Source organism: Mesorhizobium sp. ES1-3 (assembly GCF_020164795.1).
Lineage (GTDB): Bacteria > Pseudomonadota > Alphaproteobacteria > Rhizobiales > Rhizobiaceae > Mesorhizobium.
Genome location: NZ_JAIUGW010000004.1, coordinates 117,886 through 139,532, shown reverse-complemented (window position 1 = coordinate 139,532; position 21,647 = coordinate 117,886). Strand labels below are relative to the sequence as shown.

Below are 21,647 nucleotides of genomic sequence, written 5' to 3'. Positions count from 1 at the left end.
GAACGTGCAAATCGCGCCGAAAACACTATATTTCCTGGATGGAAGTGCAGACGATGAACTCGAAGGTTCAAGAGCTGAAGGTGTTTCTCGACCATGCCGGTCGGGTCGCGCTTGTCGAAGTCGCGGCGACAAAGGGTTCGACGCCGCGCGAGGCCGGTGCCTTCATGCTTGTCTCGGCATCGGCGATTTTCGGCACCATTGGCGGCGGTCAGCTCGAATATATGGCGATCGACAAGGCGCGGCAGATACTGGGCTCTTTGCGCTCCGCACATTCCAGCGAATTTGCCGATGTCGGCGCCGCCCCTCATCCGCCTGCCCGTCCTCCGCAGCAGCTGCGCAGCAGCTGCGGAGGGTGGATCGGCACCTTCTCCCCGTATCGTGACGGGGAGAAGGGAAACGGCCCTAATGCCGGCGACCCCCCGTCCTTACGGGAAGAGGGTAAGGGTGAGGGGCAGCGCGACGCTGACGAAGCTGTCGTCACGCTCGACGTTCTGCTCGGGCCGGAAATCGGCCAGTGCTGCGGGGGCCGGGTCGAGGTGTTGATTCGCTTGGTCGACGGCACAATCGAGGAACAGCTGATAGCGAACGCTGAATCGGAAGAGGCGCACCTGCCGCATGTCTATATCTTCGGTGGCGGCCACGTCGGCCAGGCGTTGGCCGCGTCGCTGGCGCTGCTGCCGATCCACGTTGTCGTCGTCGAGACCCGATCCGAGGCGCTGGAAGGCATGCCGGAAACCGTCGAGACGCGGCTGACGCCGCTGCCGGAGGCCGAGGTACGCAACGCTCCGGCCGGCGCCGCCTTCGCCATCCTCACCCATGACCATGCGCTCGATTTCCTGATCGTCGCCGAAGCGCTGAAGCGCGGCGACGCGGCCTATGTCGGCATGATCGGCTCGAAGACCAAGAAGGCGACATTCAGGAGCTGGTTCCTGAAATCGGCGGATGGCGGGGAGGCGGAGTTTGCCCGCCTCGTCTCGCCGATCGGCGGCGACGCCGTCAAGGACAAGCGCCCGTCCGTCATCGCCGCGCTGGCGGCCGCCGAGATCATGACGGCGCTGGTCATTCAGCGGGCCGTGTCGAACGCCGACCATCAGGACCATCAGGCCGGGATCATGGCCGGTTAGCCAAGGCTGCTCGCTGGCGGCCTTTCCGTTTTCAATCGCCCGAAGCACGCATTTGCTATATGCAACCGGCGTTGCAGCATGAGGCGAAGGCATATGGGCGTACTCAAAATCGCGGCTTTTTCGGACGGCAGCTCCGGCGGCAATCCGGCCGGAGTCCTGATAAATGACGCCTTGCCCGATGCCGCCGAAATGCAGCATATCGCGGCGGAGGTCGGATTCTCGGAGACCGCCTTCGCCGCGCCCGATGGCGACAGCTGGCGCGTCCGCTATTTCTCGCCGGAATCCGAGGTCTCCTTCTGCGGCCACGCCACCATTGCACTGGGCGCCGCGTTGGTTCGGCGGTTTGGCGATGGGCTCTTCCCACTCAAGCTCGCCCAAGCCAGCATTACCGTTGAAGGCTTTCGAGATGGCGCGAACGTTGCCGCCGCGCTACAGTCGCCGCCCACACGCAGCAAGCCCGCCGCTTCGGAGCTGATTGGCGAATCGCTGGCGCTATTCGGCTACGCTGTGGCCGATCTCGATCCGGCCATTCCACCGGCGCTGATCCATGGCGGCGCCGACCATCTTGTGCTGGCTTTCAACTCGCGCGAGGCGCTGGCGGCCATGCGCTACGACCTTAAGGCCGGACAGCTCTTCATGCGGAGGGAAGGGCTGGTGACGATCCTGCTCGCCTACGCCGAAACGCCGCGCTTGTTTCACACGCGCAATCCCTTTGCATCCGGTGGGGTCTATGAGGATCCCGCGACGGGCGCGTCGACAGCCGCCTTTGCCGGTTATCTCAGAGACATTGGCTGGCCGCATGGCGGCGCGATAGATGTCGTGCAAGGCGAGGACATGGGCATGCGCTCACGCCTGCATGCCGATATTCCTGTGGAGATAGGCAGTTCGATCAGGGTTTCCGGCACCGCACGGATGATGGACGAGGCATAACCGCACCTGCCTCAGTCAGGCCATTTCAGGCCGAGATGCGAGCGCAGCGTGGTGCCTTCATAGTCCTTGCGGAACAGGCCTCGCCGCTGCAGTTCCGGCACGATCAGGGTGGCAAAGGCATTGAGTTCACAGGGCAAAAAGGACGGCATGACGTTAAAGCGGCCATTTGGTCGGCCGCGACGGCAGCCATCCGGCTACCAACCCCGGCTGGCTTTCACGCAAGGCACCCGGATCAGATGGATCAGGAGGCCATCACTTGCCGCCCAGTTCGGCTCGTCCGCTATTTGCCGGCCAGAAGATCCTTGATCAACCGCTGGCAGCGCTCGGCCATGAAATCGAGCAATAGCCGCACCTTGGGGTCCTGCAGCTTCTTGTGCGGATAGACGGCAGCGAACTGCACCGGAGTCGGCGGCGTGCTGGTCAGGATCACTTTCAGCCGGCGGTCGCGGATGAACGGCTCGACCTCGAAGCGCGGCTTGTTGATGATGCCGCGTCCCGACAGCGCCCAGCCCGTCAGCACGTCGCCGTCGTCGGTATCGTAGGGTCCATGCACCTCGAATTTCTGTGGGCCGGCCGGCGTTTGCAAGGTCCAGACATATTCGAGCGCTCCGGAATAGCGCAGCATCAGGCAGTCATGTTTCCTGCCGATCAGTTCCTGCGGCTCGATCGGCTCACCGCGCGCCTCCAGATATTTGGGTGCGGCGACCAGCACACGCTCGCATTCCATGATGCCGCGCATCCGAAGACTGGAATCCTCGATGATGCCGAGCCGGAAGGCGACGTCAATGCCTTCCTTCATGATGTCGACATTGTGGTCCGAAAGCCTGAGCCGCACCTCGATGTCAGGGTATTTGTCGTGGAAATCGGGAATGCCCGAGGCCACCAGCCGGCGCCCGAGACCGAGCGGCGCGGTGACGCGGATGGTGCCGCGCGGCTGGCCCGACAGCGCCGAGACGGCCGCCTCCGCTTCGGTGATCGCCTCCAGCACCTGCTTGGCGCCGGAATAAAAAACAGTGCCGTGTTCCGTCGGCATCAATTGCCGGGTGGTGCGGTTGAACAGCCGCACGCCGAGATGCTTCTCCAGTTCCTTGATGCGGTTGGAGGCGACCGCCGGCGAAATGCGCATGTCGCGCCCGGCCGCCGACAGATTGCCGAGCTCGACGACGCGGACGAAGACGGCGATGTTGTCGAGATAGGCCATGCGGAGCACCTTCGCCGGTTTGCGGCCATCAACCTAGTATTTTCCAATTTTTTTTGAAAGTCATCGTACACCTCGCCTCTTTTCGTTTGCGCGCCACACCGTAAAGTCACCCGATCGGCAGGGACGACTTCAATGATGGATTTCGCGATTTTCTGGGACTGGCTGAGCTTCGCCGTGCGCTGGCTGCACGTCGTCACCGGCATCGCCTGGATCGGCTCGTCCTTCTACTTCGTCGCGCTCGATCTTGGGCTGCGCCAGCGCCCTGGCATGCCGGTCGGCGCCTTCGGCGAGGAATGGCAGGTGCATGGCGGCGGCTTCTATCACATCCAGAAATATCTGGTGGCGCCGTCCGAGATGCCGGAACACCTGACCTGGTTCAAATGGGAATCCTACGCCACCTGGCTGTCCGGCTTCGCCATGCTTTGCGTGGTCTACTACGCCGGGGCCGATCTGTTCCTGATCGATCCCAATGTGCTGCCGATGTCGGTGCCGGTTGGCATCCTGCTGTCGATGGCCACGATCGGCGTCGGCTGGGTCGTCTATGATCTCTTATGCCGCTCGCCGCTCGGCAAAAGCGACACCGGCCTGATGCTGGTGCTCTATGGCGTGCTGGTGTTCATCGCCTGGGGGCTGACGCATCTGTTCACCGGCCGCGCCGCCTTCCTGCATCTGGGCGCCATCACCGCCACGATCATGTCGGCCAATGTCTTCATGGTCATCATTCCCAACCAGAAGATCGTCGTCGCCGACCTCATCGCCGGCCGCAAGCCGGATCCGAAATACGGCAAGATCGCCAAGCAGCGCTCGCTCCACAACAATTATTTGACGCTGCCCGTGCTGTTCCTGATGCTGTCGAACCATTATCCGCTGGCGTTCGGCACCCAGTTCAACTGGGTCATCGCCTCGCTGGTGTTCATCATCGGCGTCTTGATCCGCCACTATTTCAACACCGTGCACAAGCGTGCCGGCAATCCGCACTGGACGTGGCTCGGCGCCCTTGTCCTGTTCCTCATCATCATCTGGCTGTCGACCGTGCCGAAGGTGCTCACCGGCGAACCGAAGGCCTCCGCCTCGGCGGACATCTATATCGCCTCGGCGCATTTCCCGGCCGTGCGCGACACCGTGCTCGGCCGCTGCTCGATGTGCCATGCGCAGGAGCCGGTCTATGAGGGCATCTATCACGCGCCCAAGGGGGTGATGCTGGATACGGACGCCGGCATCGCCGAGCATGCCCGCGAAATCTACCTGCAGGCCGGGCGCAGCCACGCCATGCCGCCCGCCAATGTCAGCCAGATCACCGACAAGGAACGGGCGCTGCTGGTGGCCTGGTTCGAAGGCGCGGGGAAATAAGCATGACCTCGACACTTCTGCGCGGCCGCACGCTGTCCTTCGTGCGCTGGCCGCAAACCATCGACGACCACTCCGCCTGGCGCTACGAGGAGGATGGCGGCCTGCTGATAAGCGACGGCAGGATCGTTGCAGCAGGCGCCTATGCCGAGGTCGAGAAACAGGCCGGCGAGACGACGAAAAGGATCGATCACCGACCGTATCTGTTGCTGCCGGGCTTCATCGATGCCCATGTGCATTTCCCGCAGATGCAGATCATCGCGTCCTATGGCGCCGAACTGCTCGACTGGCTGAACACCTACACCTTTCCCGAAGAAACCAAGTTCTCAAATGCTCAGCATGGCCGCCGCATCGCGCGCCTGTTCCTGGACGAGACGGTGCGCCACGGCACAACGACGGTTGCCGCCTATTGCTCGGTGCACAAGGCCTCGGCGGAAGCCTTCTTCGCCGAGTCGCATGCGCGCGACATGCTCAACATCGCCGGCAAGGTGATGATGGACCGCAACGCGCCCGATGGCGTGCTCGACACGCCCCAGTCCGGCTATGACGATACCAAGGCGCTGATCGCGGAGTGGCACGGCAAGGGAAGGCAGCACTATGCCATCACGCCACGCTTCGCCATCACCTCGTCACCGGAGCAGATGGAGATGGCCGGCGGGCTGTGCCGCGAACATCCCGGCCTGCACATGCAGACGCATCTGTCGGAAAACCACGCCGAGATCGCCTTCACGCAGCAGCTCTACCCTTGGTCGCGCGACTACACCGACGTCTACGAGCATTACGGGCTGCTGGGCAAGAAGAGCCTGTTCGGCCACTGCATCCATCTGTCGGAGCGCGAGGCGGACGCGCTTTCGGATAGTGGTTCGGTGGCCGTCTTCTGCCCGACCTCGAACCTGTTCCTCGGCTCAGGCCTGTTCGACTATCAGCGCTTTCGCCGCCGCGACAAGCGGTTGCGCATAGCGTCCGCCACCGATGTCGGCGGCGGAACCAACTATTCCATGCTGCGCACCATGGATGAGGGCTACAAGGTGATCGCGCTGAACGGCGAGAAGTTGAACCCGTTCCAGTCCTTCTGGCAGATCACGCGCGGCAATGCCGAGGCGCTGTCGGTGGCGGACAAGATCGGCACGCTGGATGAAGGCACCGATGCCGACATCGTCGTGCTCGACGCCAGGGCAACGCCCGCCATGCGGCTCAGGATGGAAACGGTCGAGACGCTGGCGCAGGAATTGTTCCTGCTGCAAACGCTGGGCGACGACCGCGCCGTGCGCGAGGTCTATGTCGCGGGGCGGCCTGCCAAGAGCGACATGGCGAATTAGGCGCTGCTCGTGCGTTCCTTGCTTGACCCGGCGGCAGCCTTCGGTCAAAGCGTGCGGCGAAGTTGACAGGGGAACGACATGGCCGTTGCTGACGACATCGCTCTGATCAAGAGACAGGAAGAGATCCTTGTCTTCAACGCCTTCGATGAGGCCATCGCCTTCAAGCTCGGTTCGGCGATTCGTGACCGCGCGCTGGCTGAGAATCTGCCCGTCATTGTCGATATCAGGACTTTCGACCGGCCCCTGTTCTATGCCGCCATGCCGGGGTCGAACGCTTCCAACCCCGACTGGGCGCGGCGCAAGATCAATGTTGTCAAGCGCTACCTCAAAAGCACCTACCGTCTGGTTCTGGAGCAGCAGCGCTCCGACCGCACCTTCAAGATCGGCGAGGGGCTGGATATTGCTGACTATGTGCTCGCCGGCGGCGGGTTCCCGGTCGCGGTCAAGGGTGCCGGTGTCATCGGCGTGATCGCGGTGTCCGGCCTGCCGGAGCGCCAGGATCATGGCGTGGTGGTCGATGCGCTGTGCGATCACCTGGGCATGGACAGGCGCGGACTGGCGCTGTCCGCGGACCCCGAATGACCGTGCCCGATCCCAAGGCTTTTCTTACCTCGATCTTCAATGCGGCGGTCGCAGCCGCCGACCCGGAGCGCACTATCCGCGACCATTTGCCGGCCAGGCCCAGGGGCCGCACCATCGTCATCGGTGCCGGCAAGGGCTCGGCGCAGATGGCGGCGGCGTTCGAGAAGGTTTGGGATGGCCCGATCGAAGGGCTGGTCGTCACCCGCTACGGCTATGGCGCCCAATGCGAGCGCATCGAGATCATCGAGGCGGCGCATCCGGTGCCGGACGCCGCCGGGCTCGAGGCCTCGCGGCGGCTGCTGGAGAAGGTGCAAGGGCTGACGGCGGACGATCTGGTCGTAGCGCTGATTTCCGGCGGCGGCTCGGCGCTGCTGCCGTCTCCCGCTGCCGGCCTGACGCTGGCCGACGAGATCGCCGTCAACGAGGCGCTGCTTGCCTCGGGCGCGCCGATCGCGGCGATGAACACCATCCGAAAGCATCTCTCCACCATCAAGGGCGGCCGGCTGGCTGCCGCGGCATGGCCGGCCAAGGTGGTCTCGCTGGTGGTCTCCGACATTCCCGGCGACAATCCGGCCCTGGTCGCATCAGGCCCGACCGTTCCCGATACCGGCAGCCGTGAAGACGCGCTGGCCTCGATATCCGCCTATGGCATGAACCTGCCGGCCTCGGTGATGGCGCACATCCAATCGCCGGCGGCCGATGCACCAGATCCCGACGATCAGCGCTTTTCGCGCAACGAGGTGCATCTGATCGCCTCTGCCGGCGTGTCGCTGGAAGCGGCAGCAATGGAAGCGAGGCGGCAAGGCATAGAAGCCGTCATCCTTTCCGATGCAATCGAAGGCGAAGCACGCGAGGTCGGCGGCGTCCATGCGGCAATCGCCCGCGAAGTGGCGACGCGCAGCCGGCCCTTCCAAAAGCCGGTTCTGATCCTTTCGGGCGGTGAGACCACCGTGACGTTGCGGGCAAAGGGCAAGGGTGGCCGCAACTCGGAATTCCTGCTCGCCTTCGCCATCGGCATCAGCGGCGTGGAAGGCATTCACGCCTTGGCGGCCGATACCGACGGCATCGACGGTTCTGAAGACAATGCCGGTGCCTTCGCCGATGGTTCGACGGTTTCGCGCATGCGCGCGGCGGGCGTCGATGCCAAGGCGATGCTGGCCGGCAACAATGCCTGGACAGCCTTCAACGCCGTCGGTGATCTTTTCGTACCCGGCCCGACCGGCACGAACGTCAACGATTTGAGGGCAATTCTCGTTCGTTAGCTTCACAGCCTCAAACGTTCGTCATCCTCGGGTCTGCGCTGCGTCGCTGTCCTTAATGCTCAAGCGGCCATCAGCCGCTTCACCTGCTTCATATCGCGCAAAAACCGCTCGCGTTCAGCTTCTTTGTCGGCGTGATCCCGAATGCGCAGGATGAAGGAGGGATGGATGGTGATGAAGACACGCAAGCCATCCTCGCGTTCGATCACCTGGCCGCGCATCTTGGTCACCGGTGTCGCCTTGCCAAGCAGGGATAGCGCCGCCGTGGCGCCGAGCGCCACGGCGAGGTTCGGCTTGATCAGGTCAAACTCCTGGTCGAGCCACCAGCGGCAGGCCTGAACCTCGCCGACATTCGGTTTGGAATGGATGCGGCGTTTTCCGCGCGGCTCGAATTTGAAGTGCTTGACCGCGTTGGTGACGTAGACCTTCAGCCGGTCGACCCCGGCATCGTCCAATATGGCATCGAACACTCTGCCGGCCGGCCCCACGAACGGCTGGCCGACGAGGTCTTCCTGGTCGCCCGGCTGTTCGCCGACAAAAATCACCTTGGCATTGTCAGGCCCTGCACCGAATACGGTCTGCGTCGCATCGCGCCAAAGCGGACAGCGGCGGCATCCCTTCGCGGCCTCGCGCAATTCGGGAACCGTGTCCGCGGCATCGTCATCAGGCATCTCGGCTGGCTCACGCTTCGGCCAGCGCCTCGCCTGCACCTTGGCATGGTGCGGCGCAGGCGTTGTAGGCATCTTCGCAATCATATCCCTGGCGGCCTTGTCCGCTCCCGCGACCAAATCAGGAATGAGCGAGGCCTCGGGAAGTTCCGCCGATATTTCTGTCTGGAAGGCCGGAACGCCACCTCATTCGATGGTGGCGGCGAAAAAGTGATCGCAGTCGGGTCGTCCAGCCATCAGACTTCATGCAGGTAGAGATGATAGTCCAGCTCGCTGACCGTACGCGCCACCCGCAGGTATTCGGACTGCTTGATCGCCACGAAGGTGCGGTGCAGATCCTCGCCGAGCGCGCCCTTCAGGAAGCTGGACACCCTGGCCGCTTCGATGGCGGCGCGCCAGTCGGCCGGCATCGTCGTACGGGTGACGGCTGCCTCATAGCCATTGCCAGTCGTTTCGGGACCTGGATCGAGCCCTTCGTCGAGGCCTTTGACGATGCCGGCGAGCACCGTCGCCGCGATCAGATAGGGATTGGCGTCGACGCCGGACGGCCGATGCTCGATGCGCCGGTTTTTCGCGTCGCCCGCCGGCACGCGCAGCGCCACAGAGCGGTTGTTGACGCCCCAGGTCGGTGCCACCGGCGCATAGGATTGTGAGACGAAGCGGCGCCAGGAATTGGCGTGTGGCGCAAACACCAGCATCGATTCCGCCATGGTCTGGATCAGCCCGCCGAGACCGCGCAGCAGCGGCAGCGACCAGTTCTCGCCGGCGGTTTCCGAAAAGACGTTTCGGCCGTCCTTGTCCTGCAGCGAGACGTGGAAATGCATGCCGGAGCCGGCATATTTCTCGATCGGCTTGGCCATGAAGCAGGCGGTGACGCCGTGACGGCGCGCCTGCGCCCGCACCAGCCGCTTCAGCATGACCAGATCGTCTGCCGCCCGCATCACGTCCTTGCGGTAGTTCAGCGTCAGCTCGTACTGGCCAGGCGCATATTCGGAAATGACCGTCTCGGCCGGAATGCCTTGCGCCTTGGCGGCGGCGTAGATGTCGGAGAACAGCGGCTCCATGCCGTGCAGATGATCGACGGAATAGACTTCCGTCTTGCCCGAGACGCGGCCGTCGAGCACCGCGCGCGCCGGCTGCACCTTGCCGTCGGCATCACGCTCATTGGCCAGCAGAAAAAACTCGAGTTCAAAGGCGCCAGCCGGATAGAGGCCCTTGGCAGCCAGTATGTCGACCTGCCGGGCAAGCGCCAGCCGCGGGTCCGATGACATTGGCTGGCCTTCGAGATGGTACATCGCCATCAGCACCTGGCCGCGCGGCGGGTTCGTGCCGTAAAGCGGCACCAGCGTGCCGGGAATCGGCCAGGCCCTGAGATCGCCGTCGCCGCTGTCCCAGATCAGCCCGGTTTCATGCACATCCTCACCGGTGATGTCGAGGCCGAGGATCGAGATCGGCATGTGCCGGCCGCCCTCGAAAATGCTTTTCAGCTCATGCCGGCGCACGATCTTGCCGCGCCCGACGCCATTGGCGTCGGTCAGCACGATATCGAAGGCCTCGATCTCGGGATGGGCGTCGAGGAAGGCTTGCGCCTCGGTGGGCGTCGAGCCCGAAGGTGAACTCATGATGGAACTCGGGTTTGGCTTGGTGGCTTGTCTCATGCCGCGAGCTTTGCCGCAACCGCGCCAAACGCGCTGATTAGCCGGTTGACCTGGGCGCCTGACGTCGCCGGCGAGATCAGCATCATGTTGTGGAAGGGTGCGATCAGCACGCCGCGATTGACCAGCGCGACATGGATTGCGGCTTCCAGTTCCGGCGCATGCGCACCCTCGGCCTCGGCGCCATTGCGCAGCGGGCCGGGAGCGCAGATGAACTCGACGCGGGCCCCCACACGGGAAACATGCCAGGGCAGGTTGTAACGATCGATCACGCCGGTCAGTCCGGCATCGAGCCGCTGCGCCAGATGATCCATGCGGTCGTAATTCTCCTGCGTCATCACCTCCTCGAGCGTGGCGCGCATGGCGGCGAATTGCAGCGGGTTGGCCGACAACGTCGTGCCCATGCCGGAATAACCCGGTTCTTTCGTCCTGTTGTAGTCGGCATAGCGCGAGGCGACTTCATCGCTCATGCCCCACACGCTCGCCGGCACGCCGCCGGCAATCGGCTTGCCCAGCACGAACAAGTCCGGCTCCAGCCCATATTTCCTGGTGTAGCCGCCCGGGCCGGTCGAGATCGTGTGCGTCTCGTCGATCAAAAGCAGCGTGCCCGCTTCGCGCGTCAACTTTCGCAGTGTCTCGTGGTAGCCAGGATCGGCCAGCACCATGCAGGAATTGGTCAGCACCGGCTCGGCAATGACGCAAGCGACATCCCTGTCCTTCAGCGCGGCTGCCAGTGCGGCGACATCGTTGAATTCGATGACCTTGGCCGTGCGGGTCAGGTCGCGGAACTCGCCCGCCAGTCCCGGCCGGTTGACGGGCTTGCCGTCGATCAGCCGCACCATCGTCTCGTCCACCGAGCCGTGATAGCAGCCATTGAAGACCAGGATTTTTTCTCTCCCAGTGACAGCGCGGGCGACGCGCAGCGCGAACCGGTTGGCGTCGGTCGCCGTCGTCGCGATCTGCCAGAACGGCAGGCCGAAGCGCTGCTGCAGCAGCAGCCCGATGGCGAGCGCGTCTTCCGAAGGCAGCATGTAGGTCAGGCCGCGCCCGGCCTGGCGGCGAATGGCACGCGCCACTGGTGGCGGCGAATGGCCGAACATCGAACCGGTGTCGCCGAGGCAGAAATCGTCGAGCTTGTTGCCGTCCATGTCGGTGATCGTGGCGCCTCGGGCGCTGTCGACCAGGATCGGAAACGGCGTCGGCCAGTCGTTCATCCAGTGCATCGGCACGCCGCCGAAGAAGCCGGGCAGGCCGTTGCCGACCTTGGCTTGCGATCTAGGCCGCGCCTTGCGGAAGGCAGCGCCTTCCGCCTCGCGCAATTGCGCGATGCGGTCGCGGCTGATGCCGCCTACGGTCGTCGAACTGTCGCTGTGCATGAAAACCCCTCTGGCCCGTCCCTCTTAGCCAATCCACCTCCGCATCGGCAATCGGCCGCGCGTCCGTTCTGCATTGGCTCAGCCCTTGCGGCAGCGCCTGACGCTCCGCGCGAAGTCGGCGCCAATGGGAACGGCAAGTGGGGCAAGGGAAATGCGGACGATCATCTGCGCGACGGCACTGTTCCTGACGGCCGGTACGGCCTGTGCGACCGGCGGCATCTGGTGCTCCGTCGATGATCCCCAGGTGAAATTCCAGGTCGATGCCGGCGTCACGTCAGGCATGGCCGGCCCGACCTTCAACTTCCGCGGCGACCTCGAGATCAAGGCAAGGCCCGCCGGGGATCAGCTGCGAAAGACCACTTTTGAGAACTCCAACCTCACCCAGTACTGGCTCGACGACAAGGAACTGCGCCTGAACATCTGCCACGAGGAGGAGGTGGCCAAGACCTACAGTTCGGTCGAGCTGACGATCCTGACCAGGGCCAGCGACGAAGGGGTCTATGATGGAGATTACAAGCTCGCTGTCTATGACAGCACGGCCGACAAGGATAGCGATGGCAAGCCCGTCGATCTGATTGGCAAGGTGTCCTGCGGCGCCGAGTGATCGGCCATCCGGACTATGCGGTGATGTCGATGACGCCGCAGTCGCCGGCGGCACTGCCGAAGGCGACACGGCGTTCTTCCTTGTCCCACATCATCGCGGTGATGGCGCCTTTGCCCGGGCGCCGCAAAAGCACTTCCTTGGCATCGGCGAAGCGCACCGCCATCACCATGCCGTCGTCATAGCCGACCGCGACCACGTCCTGGCTCGGGTGGCAAGCGACCGCCGTCACCATGGCGTTGCCGCGCGTGCCGAGTTCCAGCGGCGCCTTGCCCATCGGGCCGTCCTTGGCCGAGAACGGCCAGACGATCGCCGCCGGCGCGCCGGAACTGGCCAGCCATTTGCCTTTCACGCTCCAGGAAAGGCTTTTGACCTTGCCGGGATAGCCGCTCATGCGCATGTGCTTGCCGTCGGCGAGCTTCCAGCCATGGAGGGCGTTTTCCTGCATGGTGGTGACCAGAAAGGCGCCGTCCGGCGAGAAGGTTATGCCTGTGTGCGCGCCCGCCCATTCCAGTTCCACAGGCTTGCCCTCTGCGGCGGGGAAATGCAGCGTCGCGCCATTGTAGCGGGCGACGCCGAAGCGCATCCCCTTTGGCGAGAAGGCCAGCCCCTCGACCGAGCGCGGATGGGCAAATTCCCGGGTCTTGCCGTCGGCGAAGCGCACGAAGGCGGTCTTGCCCGTGGCATAGGCGATGGCGCCTTGCGGCCCGGCGGCAACGCTGGTCATCCATTTCTTGCCGGCGCTCGCCACCTCCTGGGTCTCACCGCCGGCTTTGACGGCAAACACCTTGCCGTCCTCGCCGCCGGTGATCAGTCGGTCGTTGGCCGCGTCATGGAAGGCGGCAAGCAGCCCATCGTTGGCCTGCACCGTCTTGTGGCCATTGTCCAGCCGATGGACAGCACCATCGGCCAGCGCGAAATGCGGCACGTCGCCGAGGAAGACGGCGGCGACGCAATGGCCTTCGAGATCAAGCGGGGCGACTGTGGGCATGATTGTCTTCGTTCAACTGGATGAGATTACAGAGGCGGCTTACTCGACGTTTGCGGTTCCGGCAACCGGCAGATCAGATGGCGAGAGCTGTCATCAAAGCAGCCCCTTCGCCCGCAGATCGGTTGCGAACGTCGCCAATGGCATCACCAAGGTCAGGTTCGATCCCTGGAGGCGCTCGGCCCCGTAGCTGGCATACCATCTTGCGGCCCGCTCGCTCTTGGCATCGATGATGAGCAGGATGCCGCCACCTTCGCCGGCAAGTCGCAAGCAGCGCAACGCGGCGGCGGCAAGCAGCTGACCTCCGAGGCCTTGCCTGGCGACGCTGCGGTCGGTCGCCAGCCGGGCAAGCTTGAAGCCGGAAACCTCGTGCCGCGCCAAGCCTCTCGTCATCGTCTCCGGCACGGTTTCGTGAGCAATGGCTGACGGCGCGATGGTATAGAAGCCAAGGATCCGGTCCAAAGCCGCATCGTCGATCGCACAGAAAGTCTTGGCGGCATTCTGTTCGTGGCTTTGCCGCGCGAACCGCCGCAGAAAATCGTTCATCTGCGCATCGCCGCAATCGAACGAGGCCCGATCATGGCGTTTCGCAATCGGCTCCTCGTGCCAGGCGGGAAGCGTCACAGAGTATCCGGCAAGGCCGCGATCGCTGCTCGGAGCTTGGCATTGGGTTTCGGCGGGTTCTCCAGCAGATCGAGTATACGTGTGAAATCGCGGTCGGACACTTTCGCAACCTCGGCTGCTTCGATTACGGCCTGTGCTTCGGGAACCACCTTGTTGAGAATAAAGTCGGTAACGTCCTGATGAGACAGCGCAGCGGCGCGCGCGATCATCGCCTTCTGTGCAGGCGCGATGCGGATTTGATAGCGCTCGGTTTTGGTGTCGGCCGACCTGGGCATCGGAAATCTCCTCGGTCCATGTACACATGATATGTGTACATGGACCCATAGTCAATCTCGAAGGTCCATCAACACGGCCTTACGAGGCCTGGCAGGCGTCAAAGCTCTTCTTCAGCCGCTCGGCATCCAGTTCGCGGCCGATGAACACCAGGCGGCTCTCATGCTTCTCGCCGTCTTTCCAGGCGCGCTGGTGGTCGCCTTCGATGATCATGTGCACGCCCTGGATGACATAGCGCTCGTCATCGCCCTTGAGCGCGATGATGCCTTTCAGCCGCAAAATGTTGGGGCCTTCCATCTGGGTGATCTTCTCGATCCACGGGAAGAATTTCTTCGGGTCCATCTCGCCGCCGCGCAGCGATACCGACTGCACCGTCACGTCATGGATGTCGGAAGGATGCGCATGATGGTGGTGGTCGTGCCCATCATGGTCGTGGTGGTCATGGTCGTGATGGTCATGATCGTGGTCATGTTGGTCATCATGCGCCTCGAGGAAATGCGGATCGTTTTCCAATGCCCGGGACAGGTCGAAGGCGCCGCGGTCGAGCACTTCCGACAGCGCCACGCCCGCGCGGGTGGTGCGGTGGATCCTGGCCGCCGGATTGATGGCGCGGATCGTCGCTTCGACCTTGGCGAGTTCTTCCGGGGTGACGAGGTCGGTCTTGTTCAGCACGACGACGTCGGCGAAGGCGATCTGGTCCTCGGCTTCCTTGGAATCCTTCAGCCGCAGCGGCAAATGCTTGGCGTCGACCAGCGCCACCACCGCATCGAGCTTGGTCTTGGAGCGCACGTCGTCGTCCATGAAGAAGGTCTGCGCCACCGGCACCGGATCGGCGAGCCCGGTGGTTTCGACGACGATGGCGTCGAAGCGGCCGGGCCGGCGCATCAGGCCCTCGACGACGCGGATCAGGTCGCCGCGCACCGTGCAGCAGACGCAGCCATTGTTCATCTCGTAGATTTCCTCGTCGGATTCCACGATCAGGTCGTTGTCGATGCCGATCTCGCCGAATTCGTTGACGATAACGGCGTAGCGCCTGCCGTGGTTCTCCGACAGGATGCGGTTGAGCAGCGTCGTCTTGCCGGCGCCGAGATAGCCGGTGAGAACCGTTACGGGGATCTGCGTCTGTGCGTCGCTCATGGCTTGCCTCGAAATGACTGGGCCCTGAAATTCAGGCCGCGAAAGGGGATTGTCGGTTCCATATAGGATGTGCGCCGGGCTTTTGCACGGGCAAACCATGGGCCAAAGTGACATCGTGGTTGCGGAAAGCGGTCGCCGCCTTGGCGAGGAATGATCAAGGGGCGTCTTGCCAGGGCTGTCGGTCGTCGGATCGCATTCGCGCGGCGGTTGCTCCGAATTCCCTTCACGCGAAACTCGTTTGTCATCTAACTGAAATAAACATCTGGCATCACCACGGCGGACACCTCAAATGCTTGCCGGCAAAGCTGTTTGGTATGCCGGAATCTTTTCGATCGTCGATTGCCAACCGGCCGGCTGCGTCTATGCTGTGCGCACCGGTACGGCCGAAGAGGGATGACCATGGCCAAGGCGGACAAGACTGCAACGATGAGCCGGCTGCATTCAGCGGCAAGGCTGGCAAGGACCGCGCTGGCGGCACGGCTTCTGGCGCACGGCTTCTACGCCGGCCAGGACCAGATCATGCTGGCGCTGGACCGTGAGGACGGCCAGACACCGGGCAATCTCGCCGGGCGTCTTGGCGTGCGTCCGCCGACCATCACCAAGACCATCAACCGGCTGCAGGCGCAGGGTTTTCTGGAAAAACGCGCCTCCGAGGCCGATGCCCGCCAGGCGCACATCTTTCTCACCGATACCGGGCGTGAAACCATCCGCGCCATCGAGAAGTCGGTGAAGAAGACCGAAAAGCAGGCGCTGAAAGGTCTCGACAAGAAAGACCAGAAGGCGCTGTTCAAGCTGCTTGCCCGCATCGAAGCCAACCTCTCCAACGAGGAACTGGTGCTGATCGATGACGACGCCGAGACGGACGACTGATCTCTTCGGCAATCAGGCTGCCGCGGCAGCTTCGTGGATCAAGGACGACCAGCGTCCCGGCGTCATGCCGAACGCTTTCTTGAATTGCCTGTTGAAATGGCTCTGGTCGCTGAAGCCGGCATCGATCGCGATCTGCGCCAAGGGCTCGCCGGCGGCGATCATCTTGCGCGCGCTCTGAAGCCGGCGCATCACCAGGAAACGATGCGGACTGGTCGAGAAGGCCGCGCGGAAATGTCTCGACAGGGCATAGCGGTCGAGACCCGTGACGGCTTCCAACTCTTCCGAACGCACGGGTCGGTCGAGGTTTTCCGTGAGATATTCACGCGCCAGGGTCGCCGCCCGCCACGCCGTTCCGGCGAGTGGCTTTGCCGGTTGACCGGCATGCCGGGCCAGGCTTTGCATCAGCTGCGCCAGGAAGTCGTCGACGAACAGCTCGTCGAGTTTCTGCTCCAACGGCCCGAGCGCCGAAAGCAGCGTCGCGCAGAAGGCATCGTCCGTCACCACCCCCTCCCTGACGAACGGCAGCGCCGTGCCGCCGAGACAGTCGAGCATCAGTGACGGCTCGAGATAGAGCATCCTGTAGCGCAGGCCTTCCTCGGTGCCGGCGCCGCCATCGTGCAATTCGTCCGGATGCAGCACGATGACCTGACCGGGCAGGCTCAGCCTTGCCGCGCCGCGATAGCGGAAGGTCTGCACGCCGCGTAACGTCACTCCGATCGCATAGGTGTCGTGGCGATGCGGATCGAAGGCGCTGCCGTGAAACCGGGCCTCGATGCGCTCCATCCCCGCAGGGTCTGGAGCGGAGATGATGCAGTTTTCAGCGGCATCGGCGCACAAACGTCCAAGACCCTCGAAGGCCTGGCGGTCTAGTTCGAACGACATCGTCTCCTTCCGCCTCGCGATACGGGGCCCAACCTCGAATGGTCCATTTTCTCATGTTCGATACGAAATTTGCAATCGTACTGCGGGAAGATCTGCCCGTCTGGCAGAAACTCAACGTCACCGCCTTCCTGACCAGCGGCGTCGTCGCGCAGTTTCCCGACATCATTGGCGAGCCCTATCGCGACCGCGCCGGCAATCTCTACAACCCGCTGTCGGTCCAGCCGGTCATCGTGCTGTCCGCGGACCAGGCAACGCTCGCCGCGATCCACCGGCGCGCGCTGGAACGCGGCGTCGGCACCTCGCTCTATGTCGAGGAGATGTTTTCCACCGGCTTCGACGCCGCCAACCGCGCCGTCTTTGCCGAATTCGCGCCCGAAGACGCCAAGGTGGTCGGCATCGCGCTGCGCGACGGCAAGAAGGTCGTCGACAAGATCACCAAGGGTGCCCGCATGCATGCATAGAGGCAAACTCAATCGGCGCACGCCACGCGGTCAGCAGACAAATCGTTACCGCTCCCGAAACAAGAGGCTTGCGGTTCCCTTTGCAAAGCCCAGTTTGTTGTAGAACGGGATGAGATTGTCGGGGCAGTAGAGTTCGAAACTGCGCACTTCCGTAAGCGTTTCGGGGGCAAATCCTTGATCAAGTCGGCTGCGGAGGCGATGTCGCTCTTCTGGCCTGCCGTAAGCATCAGCTTTATGGGCCTGCCTTCGGCGTCGACGAGAGCATGGATTTTAGTTGTCAGCCCACCTCGGGAACGACCGAGACAATGATCTCGACCCCCCTTTTTGCCGTCGCGCCATGCTGATGGACGCGAACAATGGAGGTGTCGATCATCTGCACCTTGCCGTCATGGCCTGTGGTGATAGCGTCCATGAGGCGATCCCACACACCTGCGCCAGCGGACGAAGCGGTTGTAGCAGGTGGTGCGTGGGCCATATCGCTCGGGTAGGTCTCGCCACGGTGCGCCGGAACGAAGCACCCAGAAGATGCCGTTGAGCACGCGGCGGTCGTCTGCACGCGGCACTCCACGCGGTTTGTTGGGGAGAAGCGGCTTGATCACGCGCCATTCGAAGTCGCTAAGATCATATCGGCTCATGATGATTCTGGATCAGAACCTGGCGTGATATGAAAGCGTCAATTGAAAGAATGATCCATTGCCGAGGAAGGCATAGCTATAAGGCCGGTAGATGAATTCCGTTAGAGCCGACGAGTGGGACGCCGTTCACACTGTCCATGAATTTTATGATCGACCCTTGAAGGGGATCGCCGACTATAAAGGGTTCCCGCATGCTTATATGCGCGAATGGGATGTAGATCAGGACGACTGGGCGGATACGCTCCTGTTGAGCCCGATCAGTGACGAACAACTGTCTGCCGTCAAAGAGCAATGGCATCTCTGGTTGCGGTGGCGATCGGCGCACGACAATGGCACTCTGCGGCCAGAAGACCATCACCCGACTCTCGCAAAGGATAGGAAGCGCTACGAAGAGCTAGCCACAGTCGTCGAGGCCGCCCTGAAGGTCGAAGACGCGAAATCGATCAGGGTGAAGGCGGACTTCCGTGGCGACATCCTGTCTATGGGGAAAACGGCAGTTCGATGGACTGAGCCCGATGATGGCGGCACTCCACGCATCTCGGCCATTCCGCATTTATGAGTTCACGACCTAAGCCTGTCCTGGCGTCTCGTTGTGCCAGACGCTTTTGGCTTGCCGGCAAGCCGCAATTGCCGCAAAGGTGGGGCTCCAGCCCAGCTTTTCCCCGGCCTGCACGTGAATCCTTCCCAAAGATATGTCGAAAGCGCGACGCCGCCGGTGGCGATCCTGTGCATGCTGACCACCTATGTCTTCTTCACCTTCCTCGACACCTCAAGCAAATATCTGGTCCTGGCCGGCGTCTCCGTCCTGATCGTCGCCTGGGTGCGCTTCGCCGTGCATGTCGTGCTGGTCGGGGCGCTGTTGCGTGGCTGGCGCGAGCCGGTGCGGTTTCGCCCGGTCAACCTGCCGGCGCATGTGATGCGCGGCGCCTTCCTGTTCGGCTCGACCATTTTCAACGTCCTGGCGCTGCGCTCCCTGCAACTGGCCGAGACGACATCGATCTATTTCTTCGGGCCGATGGTGATCACCGCCCTTGCCGGCCCGCTGCTCGGCGAATGGGCCGGCTGGCGGCGCTGGCTGGCGATCCTGGCCGCTTTCGCGGGGGTCTTGATCATCACGAGGCCGGGTGTCGGTGTTTTCGGCGTCGGACATCTCTTCGCGCTCGGCTCGATGCTGTCGAACTGCTTCTATGTGATCATGACGCGCCGCATGTCGGCGACCGAGACGCCGGAAAGCCTGATCCTGTTCTCGGCGCTGGCGCCGGCCGTGCTGCTGTTGCCCTTGCTGCCGTTTTCCTTCTCCTTGCCGCATGATGGCTGGCACTGGTTCGTCCTGCTCATGCTTGGCGTGTTCGGCGGCGTCGGCCACTGGCTGCTGGTGCAGGCCTATCGGCTGGCGACGACGACGGCGCTCGCCCCCTATCCCTATTCGCAGATGGTGTGGATGATCCTTTCCGGCTGGATCGTCTTCAAGCAGTTCCCGGACCGCTGGACGCTGGTCGGCGCCGCCATCATCGTCGCCAGCGGCCTCTACATCGTCCATCGCGAACATCGGCTTCGGCTGCGCAGCCGCGCGGCCTCCGATGTGGAAGCGGAAGCGCTGGCAAAAAAACTTTGATTTGCCTCCGATCGGTGGCATAACGCCGCCTTTAAACAGTTTAGGTCTGGAATTCAGGCCTTCGGGGAGCGCGGGTCACTGGCACAGAAGATCAAGCTTTCGACGATCGCGGATGCGCTCGGCGTGTCCACGGCCACGGTTTCGCTGGCGCTGCGCGACAGTCCGCTTGTCGCCGGCTCGACACGCGACCGCATCAAGGAACACGCCCGCACCATCGGCTATATCTACAACCGCCGCGCCGCCAGCCTGCGCACCTCGCGCTCGGGCATTGTCGGTGTCGTCGTGCACGACATCATGAACCCGTTCTTCGCCGAGATCCTGCGCTCGATCGAAGGCGAACTCGACCGCAGCCGGCAGACTTTCATCCTGTCCAATCACTATGATCAGCTCGAAAAGCAGCGCACCTTCATCGATACGCTGCTGCAACTCGGCGCCGATGGCGTCATCATGTCGCCGGCCATTGGCACGCCCGCGTCCGACATCGTCATGGCCGAGGAGAACGGTCTGCCGGCGGTACTGATCGCCCGCACCGTCGAGGGCGCCGACGTGCCGGTGTTTCGCGGCGACGATGCCTATGGCACGGGCCTCGCCACCAACCACCTGATCTCACTCGGCCACAAGCGCATCGCCATGATCGGCGGCACCGACCAGACCTCGACCGGGCGTGACCGCTACCAGGGCTATGTCAACGCCATGGAGGCTGCGGGGCTCGAGGTCAGCCCGTCCTGGCGCATCGCCGGCCCGCGCACCAAGCAGGCAGGTTTCGAGGCCGCCGGCCAATTCCTGGCGCTGAAGGACAGACCGACCGCCGCCTGCTGCTGGAACGACCTCGTCGCCATCGGCCTGATGAACGGCATTGCGCGCGCCGGCCTTGTGCCGGGCGTCGACATCTCCGTCACCGGCTATGACGATCTCGAAGAGGCGGCGATCGCCACGCCGGCGCTGACCACCGTCTGGAACGGCCAGCGCGAGGTTGGCCGCCGCGCCGCCAGCGCGCTGCTCGACAAGCTCAACGGGCAGACGGTGCGGCCCTCGCAGGAATTGATCAAGCCGGAACTGCATGTGCGCCAGTCGACCGGCAAACCGGTGGAGCGTGCATGACCAGGGCCGAAAATCTGCAAGCCGTTGCCATTCTGGTGCCGGCGGACTTCAGCGACCACGCCATTGGGCGCATCGAGCGGACATTCAGGCGCGTCGGCATCGAGCGCGCCGATCCGGCGTTGGTCACCGAGGAGATGCGCCGCACCGTGCGCGGCATTGCATCCTTTGCCGGCATCAGTGCGGCGATGATGGATGCGTTGCCCAACCTCGAACTCATCGCCTCTTTCGGCGTCGGCTACGATTCGGTCGATGTCGGCCATGCCGCGGCGAAGAACATCATGGTCACCAACACGCCCGACGTGCTGACCGAGGAGGTCGCCGACACCGCGATCGGGCTGCTGATCAACACGGTCCGTGATCTGCCGCGCGCCGAGACCTGGCTGCGGGACGGCAGTTGGGTGCGCAGGGGCAACTATCCGCTGAGCCGGCTGACCTTGCGCGCGCGCCGTGTCGGTATTTTCGGCATGGGACGCATCGGGCAGGCCATTGCACGGCGGCTGGAGGCGTTCGGACTGCCCGTCGCCTATCACAACCGGCGTCGTGTCGAAGGTCTTGCTTACCAGTACCATCCAACGCTGAAGAGCCTGGCCGAGGCAGTCGACACGCTGATTTCCGTGGCGCCCGGCGGTGCTTCGACACAGAAAGCGGTCAATGCCGAAATCCTGTCGGCGCTCGGCGCCAATGGCGTCTTCGTCAACATCGGCCGCGGCAGCACGGTCGACGAGGCGGCGCTTGCGGCCGCTCTCGCCGACGGCACCATCGCCGCCGCCGGGCTCGATGTCTTCGCCGACGAGCCGAATGTCCCCAAGGCGTTACTCGACCTGCCAACCACCTCTCTGTTGCCGCATGTCGGCTCGGCCTCGGAGCACACGCGCCGCGCCATGGCCGATCTTTGCGTCGACAATCTGGTGTCATGGTTCAGCGAGCGCCGCCCGCTGACACCGGTGCCCGAGACAGTTGACGTGAAGGCGCGCGCTTGAGCGCCGGGCTTTGCCCTAT

At 63.5% G+C, this 21,647-nt stretch carries 22 protein-coding genes and 2 pseudogenes; 13 read left to right on the top strand and 11 right to left on the bottom strand.

The window, feature by feature from the left end; all coding sequences use genetic code 11:
* Positions 1 to 53: 53 nt before the first annotated feature.
* Together xdhC and LB536_RS07920 are read left to right on the top strand one after the other, a co-directional pair.
* Complete coding sequence (gene xdhC, locus LB536_RS07925) at positions 54 to 1,124, top strand: xanthine dehydrogenase accessory protein XdhC (protein ID WP_224590828.1); 1,071 nt, start codon at positions 54 to 56, stop codon at positions 1,122 to 1,124.
* A gap of 93 nt (positions 1,125 to 1,217) precedes the next feature.
* A complete protein-coding gene (locus tag LB536_RS07920; protein WP_224590826.1) occupies positions 1,218 to 2,054 on the top strand; it encodes a PhzF family phenazine biosynthesis protein in 837 nt (278 codons plus the stop codon).
* A gap of 11 nt (positions 2,055 to 2,065) precedes the next feature.
* Here LB536_RS07920 and LB536_RS07915 read toward each other — a convergent pair.
* A pseudogene (locus tag LB536_RS07915) lies at positions 2,066 to 2,212 on the bottom strand (nitrilotriacetate monooxygenase); the annotation flags it as partial.
* Between the two features lie 122 nt (positions 2,213 to 2,334).
* Positions 2,335 to 3,255, bottom strand: coding sequence for a LysR family transcriptional regulator (locus LB536_RS07910; protein ID WP_224590825.1), 921 nt, complete (start codon positions 3,253 to 3,255; stop codon positions 2,335 to 2,337).
* A gap of 132 nt (positions 3,256 to 3,387) precedes the next feature.
* Here LB536_RS07910 and LB536_RS07905 point away from each other — a divergent pair, with 132 nt between their 5' ends.
* From LB536_RS07905 to LB536_RS07890, 4 genes are all read left to right on the top strand, one after another.
* Complete coding sequence (locus LB536_RS07905) at positions 3,388 to 4,605, top strand: urate hydroxylase PuuD (protein WP_224590823.1); 1,218 nt, start codon at positions 3,388 to 3,390, stop codon at positions 4,603 to 4,605.
* Between the two features lie 2 nt (positions 4,606 to 4,607).
* Complete coding sequence (gene guaD / locus LB536_RS07900) at positions 4,608 to 5,921, top strand: guanine deaminase (RefSeq protein WP_224590821.1); 1,314 nt, start codon at positions 4,608 to 4,610, stop codon at positions 5,919 to 5,921.
* 78 nt (positions 5,922 to 5,999) lie between these two features.
* Positions 6,000 to 6,503 carry a heme-degrading domain-containing protein gene (locus LB536_RS07895; RefSeq protein WP_224590819.1) on the top strand — a complete coding sequence of 168 codons (504 nt, stop codon included), beginning with the start codon at positions 6,000 to 6,002 and terminating at the stop codon, positions 6,501 to 6,503.
* Positions 6,500 to 7,765 carry a glycerate kinase gene (locus LB536_RS07890; protein WP_224590817.1) on the top strand — a complete coding sequence of 422 codons (1,266 nt, stop codon included), beginning with the start codon at positions 6,500 to 6,502 and terminating at the stop codon, positions 7,763 to 7,765. Before LB536_RS07895 ends, LB536_RS07890 begins: the two co-directional genes overlap by 4 nt.
* A gap of 59 nt (positions 7,766 to 7,824) precedes the next feature.
* Here LB536_RS07890 and LB536_RS07885 read toward each other — a convergent pair whose 3' ends face one another.
* From LB536_RS07885 to LB536_RS07875, 3 genes are all read right to left on the bottom strand, one after another.
* Positions 7,825 to 8,550 carry a UdgX family uracil-DNA binding protein gene (locus tag LB536_RS07885; protein ID WP_224590816.1) on the bottom strand — a complete coding sequence of 242 codons (726 nt, stop codon included), beginning with the start codon at positions 8,548 to 8,550 and terminating at the stop codon, positions 7,825 to 7,827.
* Positions 8,551 to 8,666: 116 nt separating this feature from the next.
* Positions 8,667 to 10,052 (bottom strand): glutamine synthetase family protein, encoded by a 1,386-nt coding sequence (locus LB536_RS07880; RefSeq protein ID WP_224590814.1) that lies wholly within the window; start codon positions 10,050 to 10,052, stop codon positions 8,667 to 8,669.
* A 32-nt stretch (positions 10,053 to 10,084) separates the two neighbouring features.
* The gene (locus LB536_RS07875; RefSeq protein WP_224590812.1) at positions 10,085 to 11,461 is read right to left on the bottom strand and encodes an aspartate aminotransferase family protein; all 1,377 of its coding nucleotides are present in this window, start codon (positions 11,459 to 11,461) and stop codon (positions 10,085 to 10,087) included.
* A 151-nt stretch (positions 11,462 to 11,612) separates the two neighbouring features.
* Between LB536_RS07875 and LB536_RS07870 the strand changes: the two genes are divergently transcribed.
* Entirely contained in the window at positions 11,613 to 12,065 is a 453-nt protein-coding gene (locus tag LB536_RS07870; protein ID WP_224590810.1) for a hypothetical protein, read from the top strand.
* A gap of 13 nt (positions 12,066 to 12,078) precedes the next feature.
* On the opposite strand, the gene LB536_RS07865 is transcribed toward LB536_RS07870, so the two are convergent.
* The 4 genes from LB536_RS07865 to LB536_RS07850 form a co-directional block, all read right to left on the bottom strand.
* Positions 12,079 to 13,053: a WD40 repeat domain-containing protein gene (locus LB536_RS07865; protein WP_224590808.1), complete on the bottom strand. Its 975-nt coding sequence runs from the start codon at positions 13,051 to 13,053 to the stop codon at positions 12,079 to 12,081.
* A 93-nt stretch (positions 13,054 to 13,146) separates the two neighbouring features.
* On the bottom strand, positions 13,147 to 13,674 hold the full coding sequence (locus tag LB536_RS07860) for a GNAT family N-acetyltransferase (protein ID WP_224590806.1): 528 nt from the start codon (positions 13,672 to 13,674) through the stop codon (positions 13,147 to 13,149).
* Positions 13,671 to 13,949, bottom strand: a complete 279-nt coding sequence (locus tag LB536_RS07855) for a DUF1778 domain-containing protein (protein WP_140757121.1) — start codon at positions 13,947 to 13,949, stop codon at positions 13,671 to 13,673. Before LB536_RS07855 ends, LB536_RS07860 begins: the two co-directional genes overlap by 4 nt.
* 79 nt (positions 13,950 to 14,028) lie before the next feature.
* Positions 14,029 to 15,084, bottom strand: a complete 1,056-nt coding sequence (locus LB536_RS07850; protein WP_224590804.1) for a CobW family GTP-binding protein — start codon at positions 15,082 to 15,084, stop codon at positions 14,029 to 14,031.
* Between the two features lie 399 nt (positions 15,085 to 15,483).
* Between LB536_RS07850 and LB536_RS07845 the strand changes: the two genes are divergently transcribed.
* Positions 15,484 to 15,954, top strand: a complete 471-nt coding sequence (locus tag LB536_RS07845; protein ID WP_224590802.1) for a MarR family winged helix-turn-helix transcriptional regulator — start codon at positions 15,484 to 15,486, stop codon at positions 15,952 to 15,954.
* Between the two features lie 12 nt (positions 15,955 to 15,966).
* Here the strand turns inward: LB536_RS07845 and LB536_RS07840 are convergent, their stop codons facing one another.
* Positions 15,967 to 16,836 carry an AraC family transcriptional regulator gene (locus LB536_RS07840; RefSeq protein WP_224590800.1) on the bottom strand — a complete coding sequence of 290 codons (870 nt, stop codon included), beginning with the start codon at positions 16,834 to 16,836 and terminating at the stop codon, positions 15,967 to 15,969.
* A 53-nt stretch (positions 16,837 to 16,889) separates the two neighbouring features.
* On the opposite strand from LB536_RS07840, the gene LB536_RS07835 reads away from it, so the two are divergent.
* Positions 16,890 to 17,297, top strand: coding sequence for a DUF2000 family protein (locus LB536_RS07835; RefSeq protein ID WP_140811085.1), 408 nt, complete (start codon positions 16,890 to 16,892; stop codon positions 17,295 to 17,297).
* Between the two features lie 167 nt (positions 17,298 to 17,464).
* On the opposite strand, the pseudogene LB536_RS07830 reads toward LB536_RS07835, so the two are convergent.
* A pseudogene (locus tag LB536_RS07830) lies at positions 17,465 to 17,938 on the bottom strand (IS5 family transposase); the annotation flags it as partial.
* A gap of 151 nt (positions 17,939 to 18,089) precedes the next feature.
* Here LB536_RS07830 and LB536_RS07825 point away from each other — a divergent pair.
* The 4 genes from LB536_RS07825 to LB536_RS07810 all read left to right on the top strand — a co-directional run bounded on the left by LB536_RS07825 (position 18,090) and on the right by LB536_RS07810 (position 21,628).
* Positions 18,090 to 18,491, top strand: coding sequence for a hypothetical protein (locus LB536_RS07825; protein ID WP_224590798.1), 402 nt, complete (start codon positions 18,090 to 18,092; stop codon positions 18,489 to 18,491).
* Between the two features lie 171 nt (positions 18,492 to 18,662).
* Entirely contained in the window at positions 18,663 to 19,547 is an 885-nt protein-coding gene (locus tag LB536_RS07820) for a DMT family transporter (protein ID WP_263488950.1), read from the top strand.
* A 78-nt stretch (positions 19,548 to 19,625) separates the two neighbouring features.
* Positions 19,626 to 20,648 (top strand): LacI family DNA-binding transcriptional regulator, encoded by a 1,023-nt coding sequence (locus LB536_RS07815; RefSeq protein ID WP_224591261.1) that lies wholly within the window; start codon positions 19,626 to 19,628, stop codon positions 20,646 to 20,648.
* Positions 20,645 to 21,628: a 2-hydroxyacid dehydrogenase gene (locus LB536_RS07810; RefSeq protein ID WP_224590795.1), complete on the top strand. Its 984-nt coding sequence runs from the start codon at positions 20,645 to 20,647 to the stop codon at positions 21,626 to 21,628. The genes LB536_RS07815 and LB536_RS07810 overlap by 4 nt, the downstream gene beginning before the upstream one ends.
* Positions 21,629 to 21,647 lie beyond the last annotated feature (19 nt).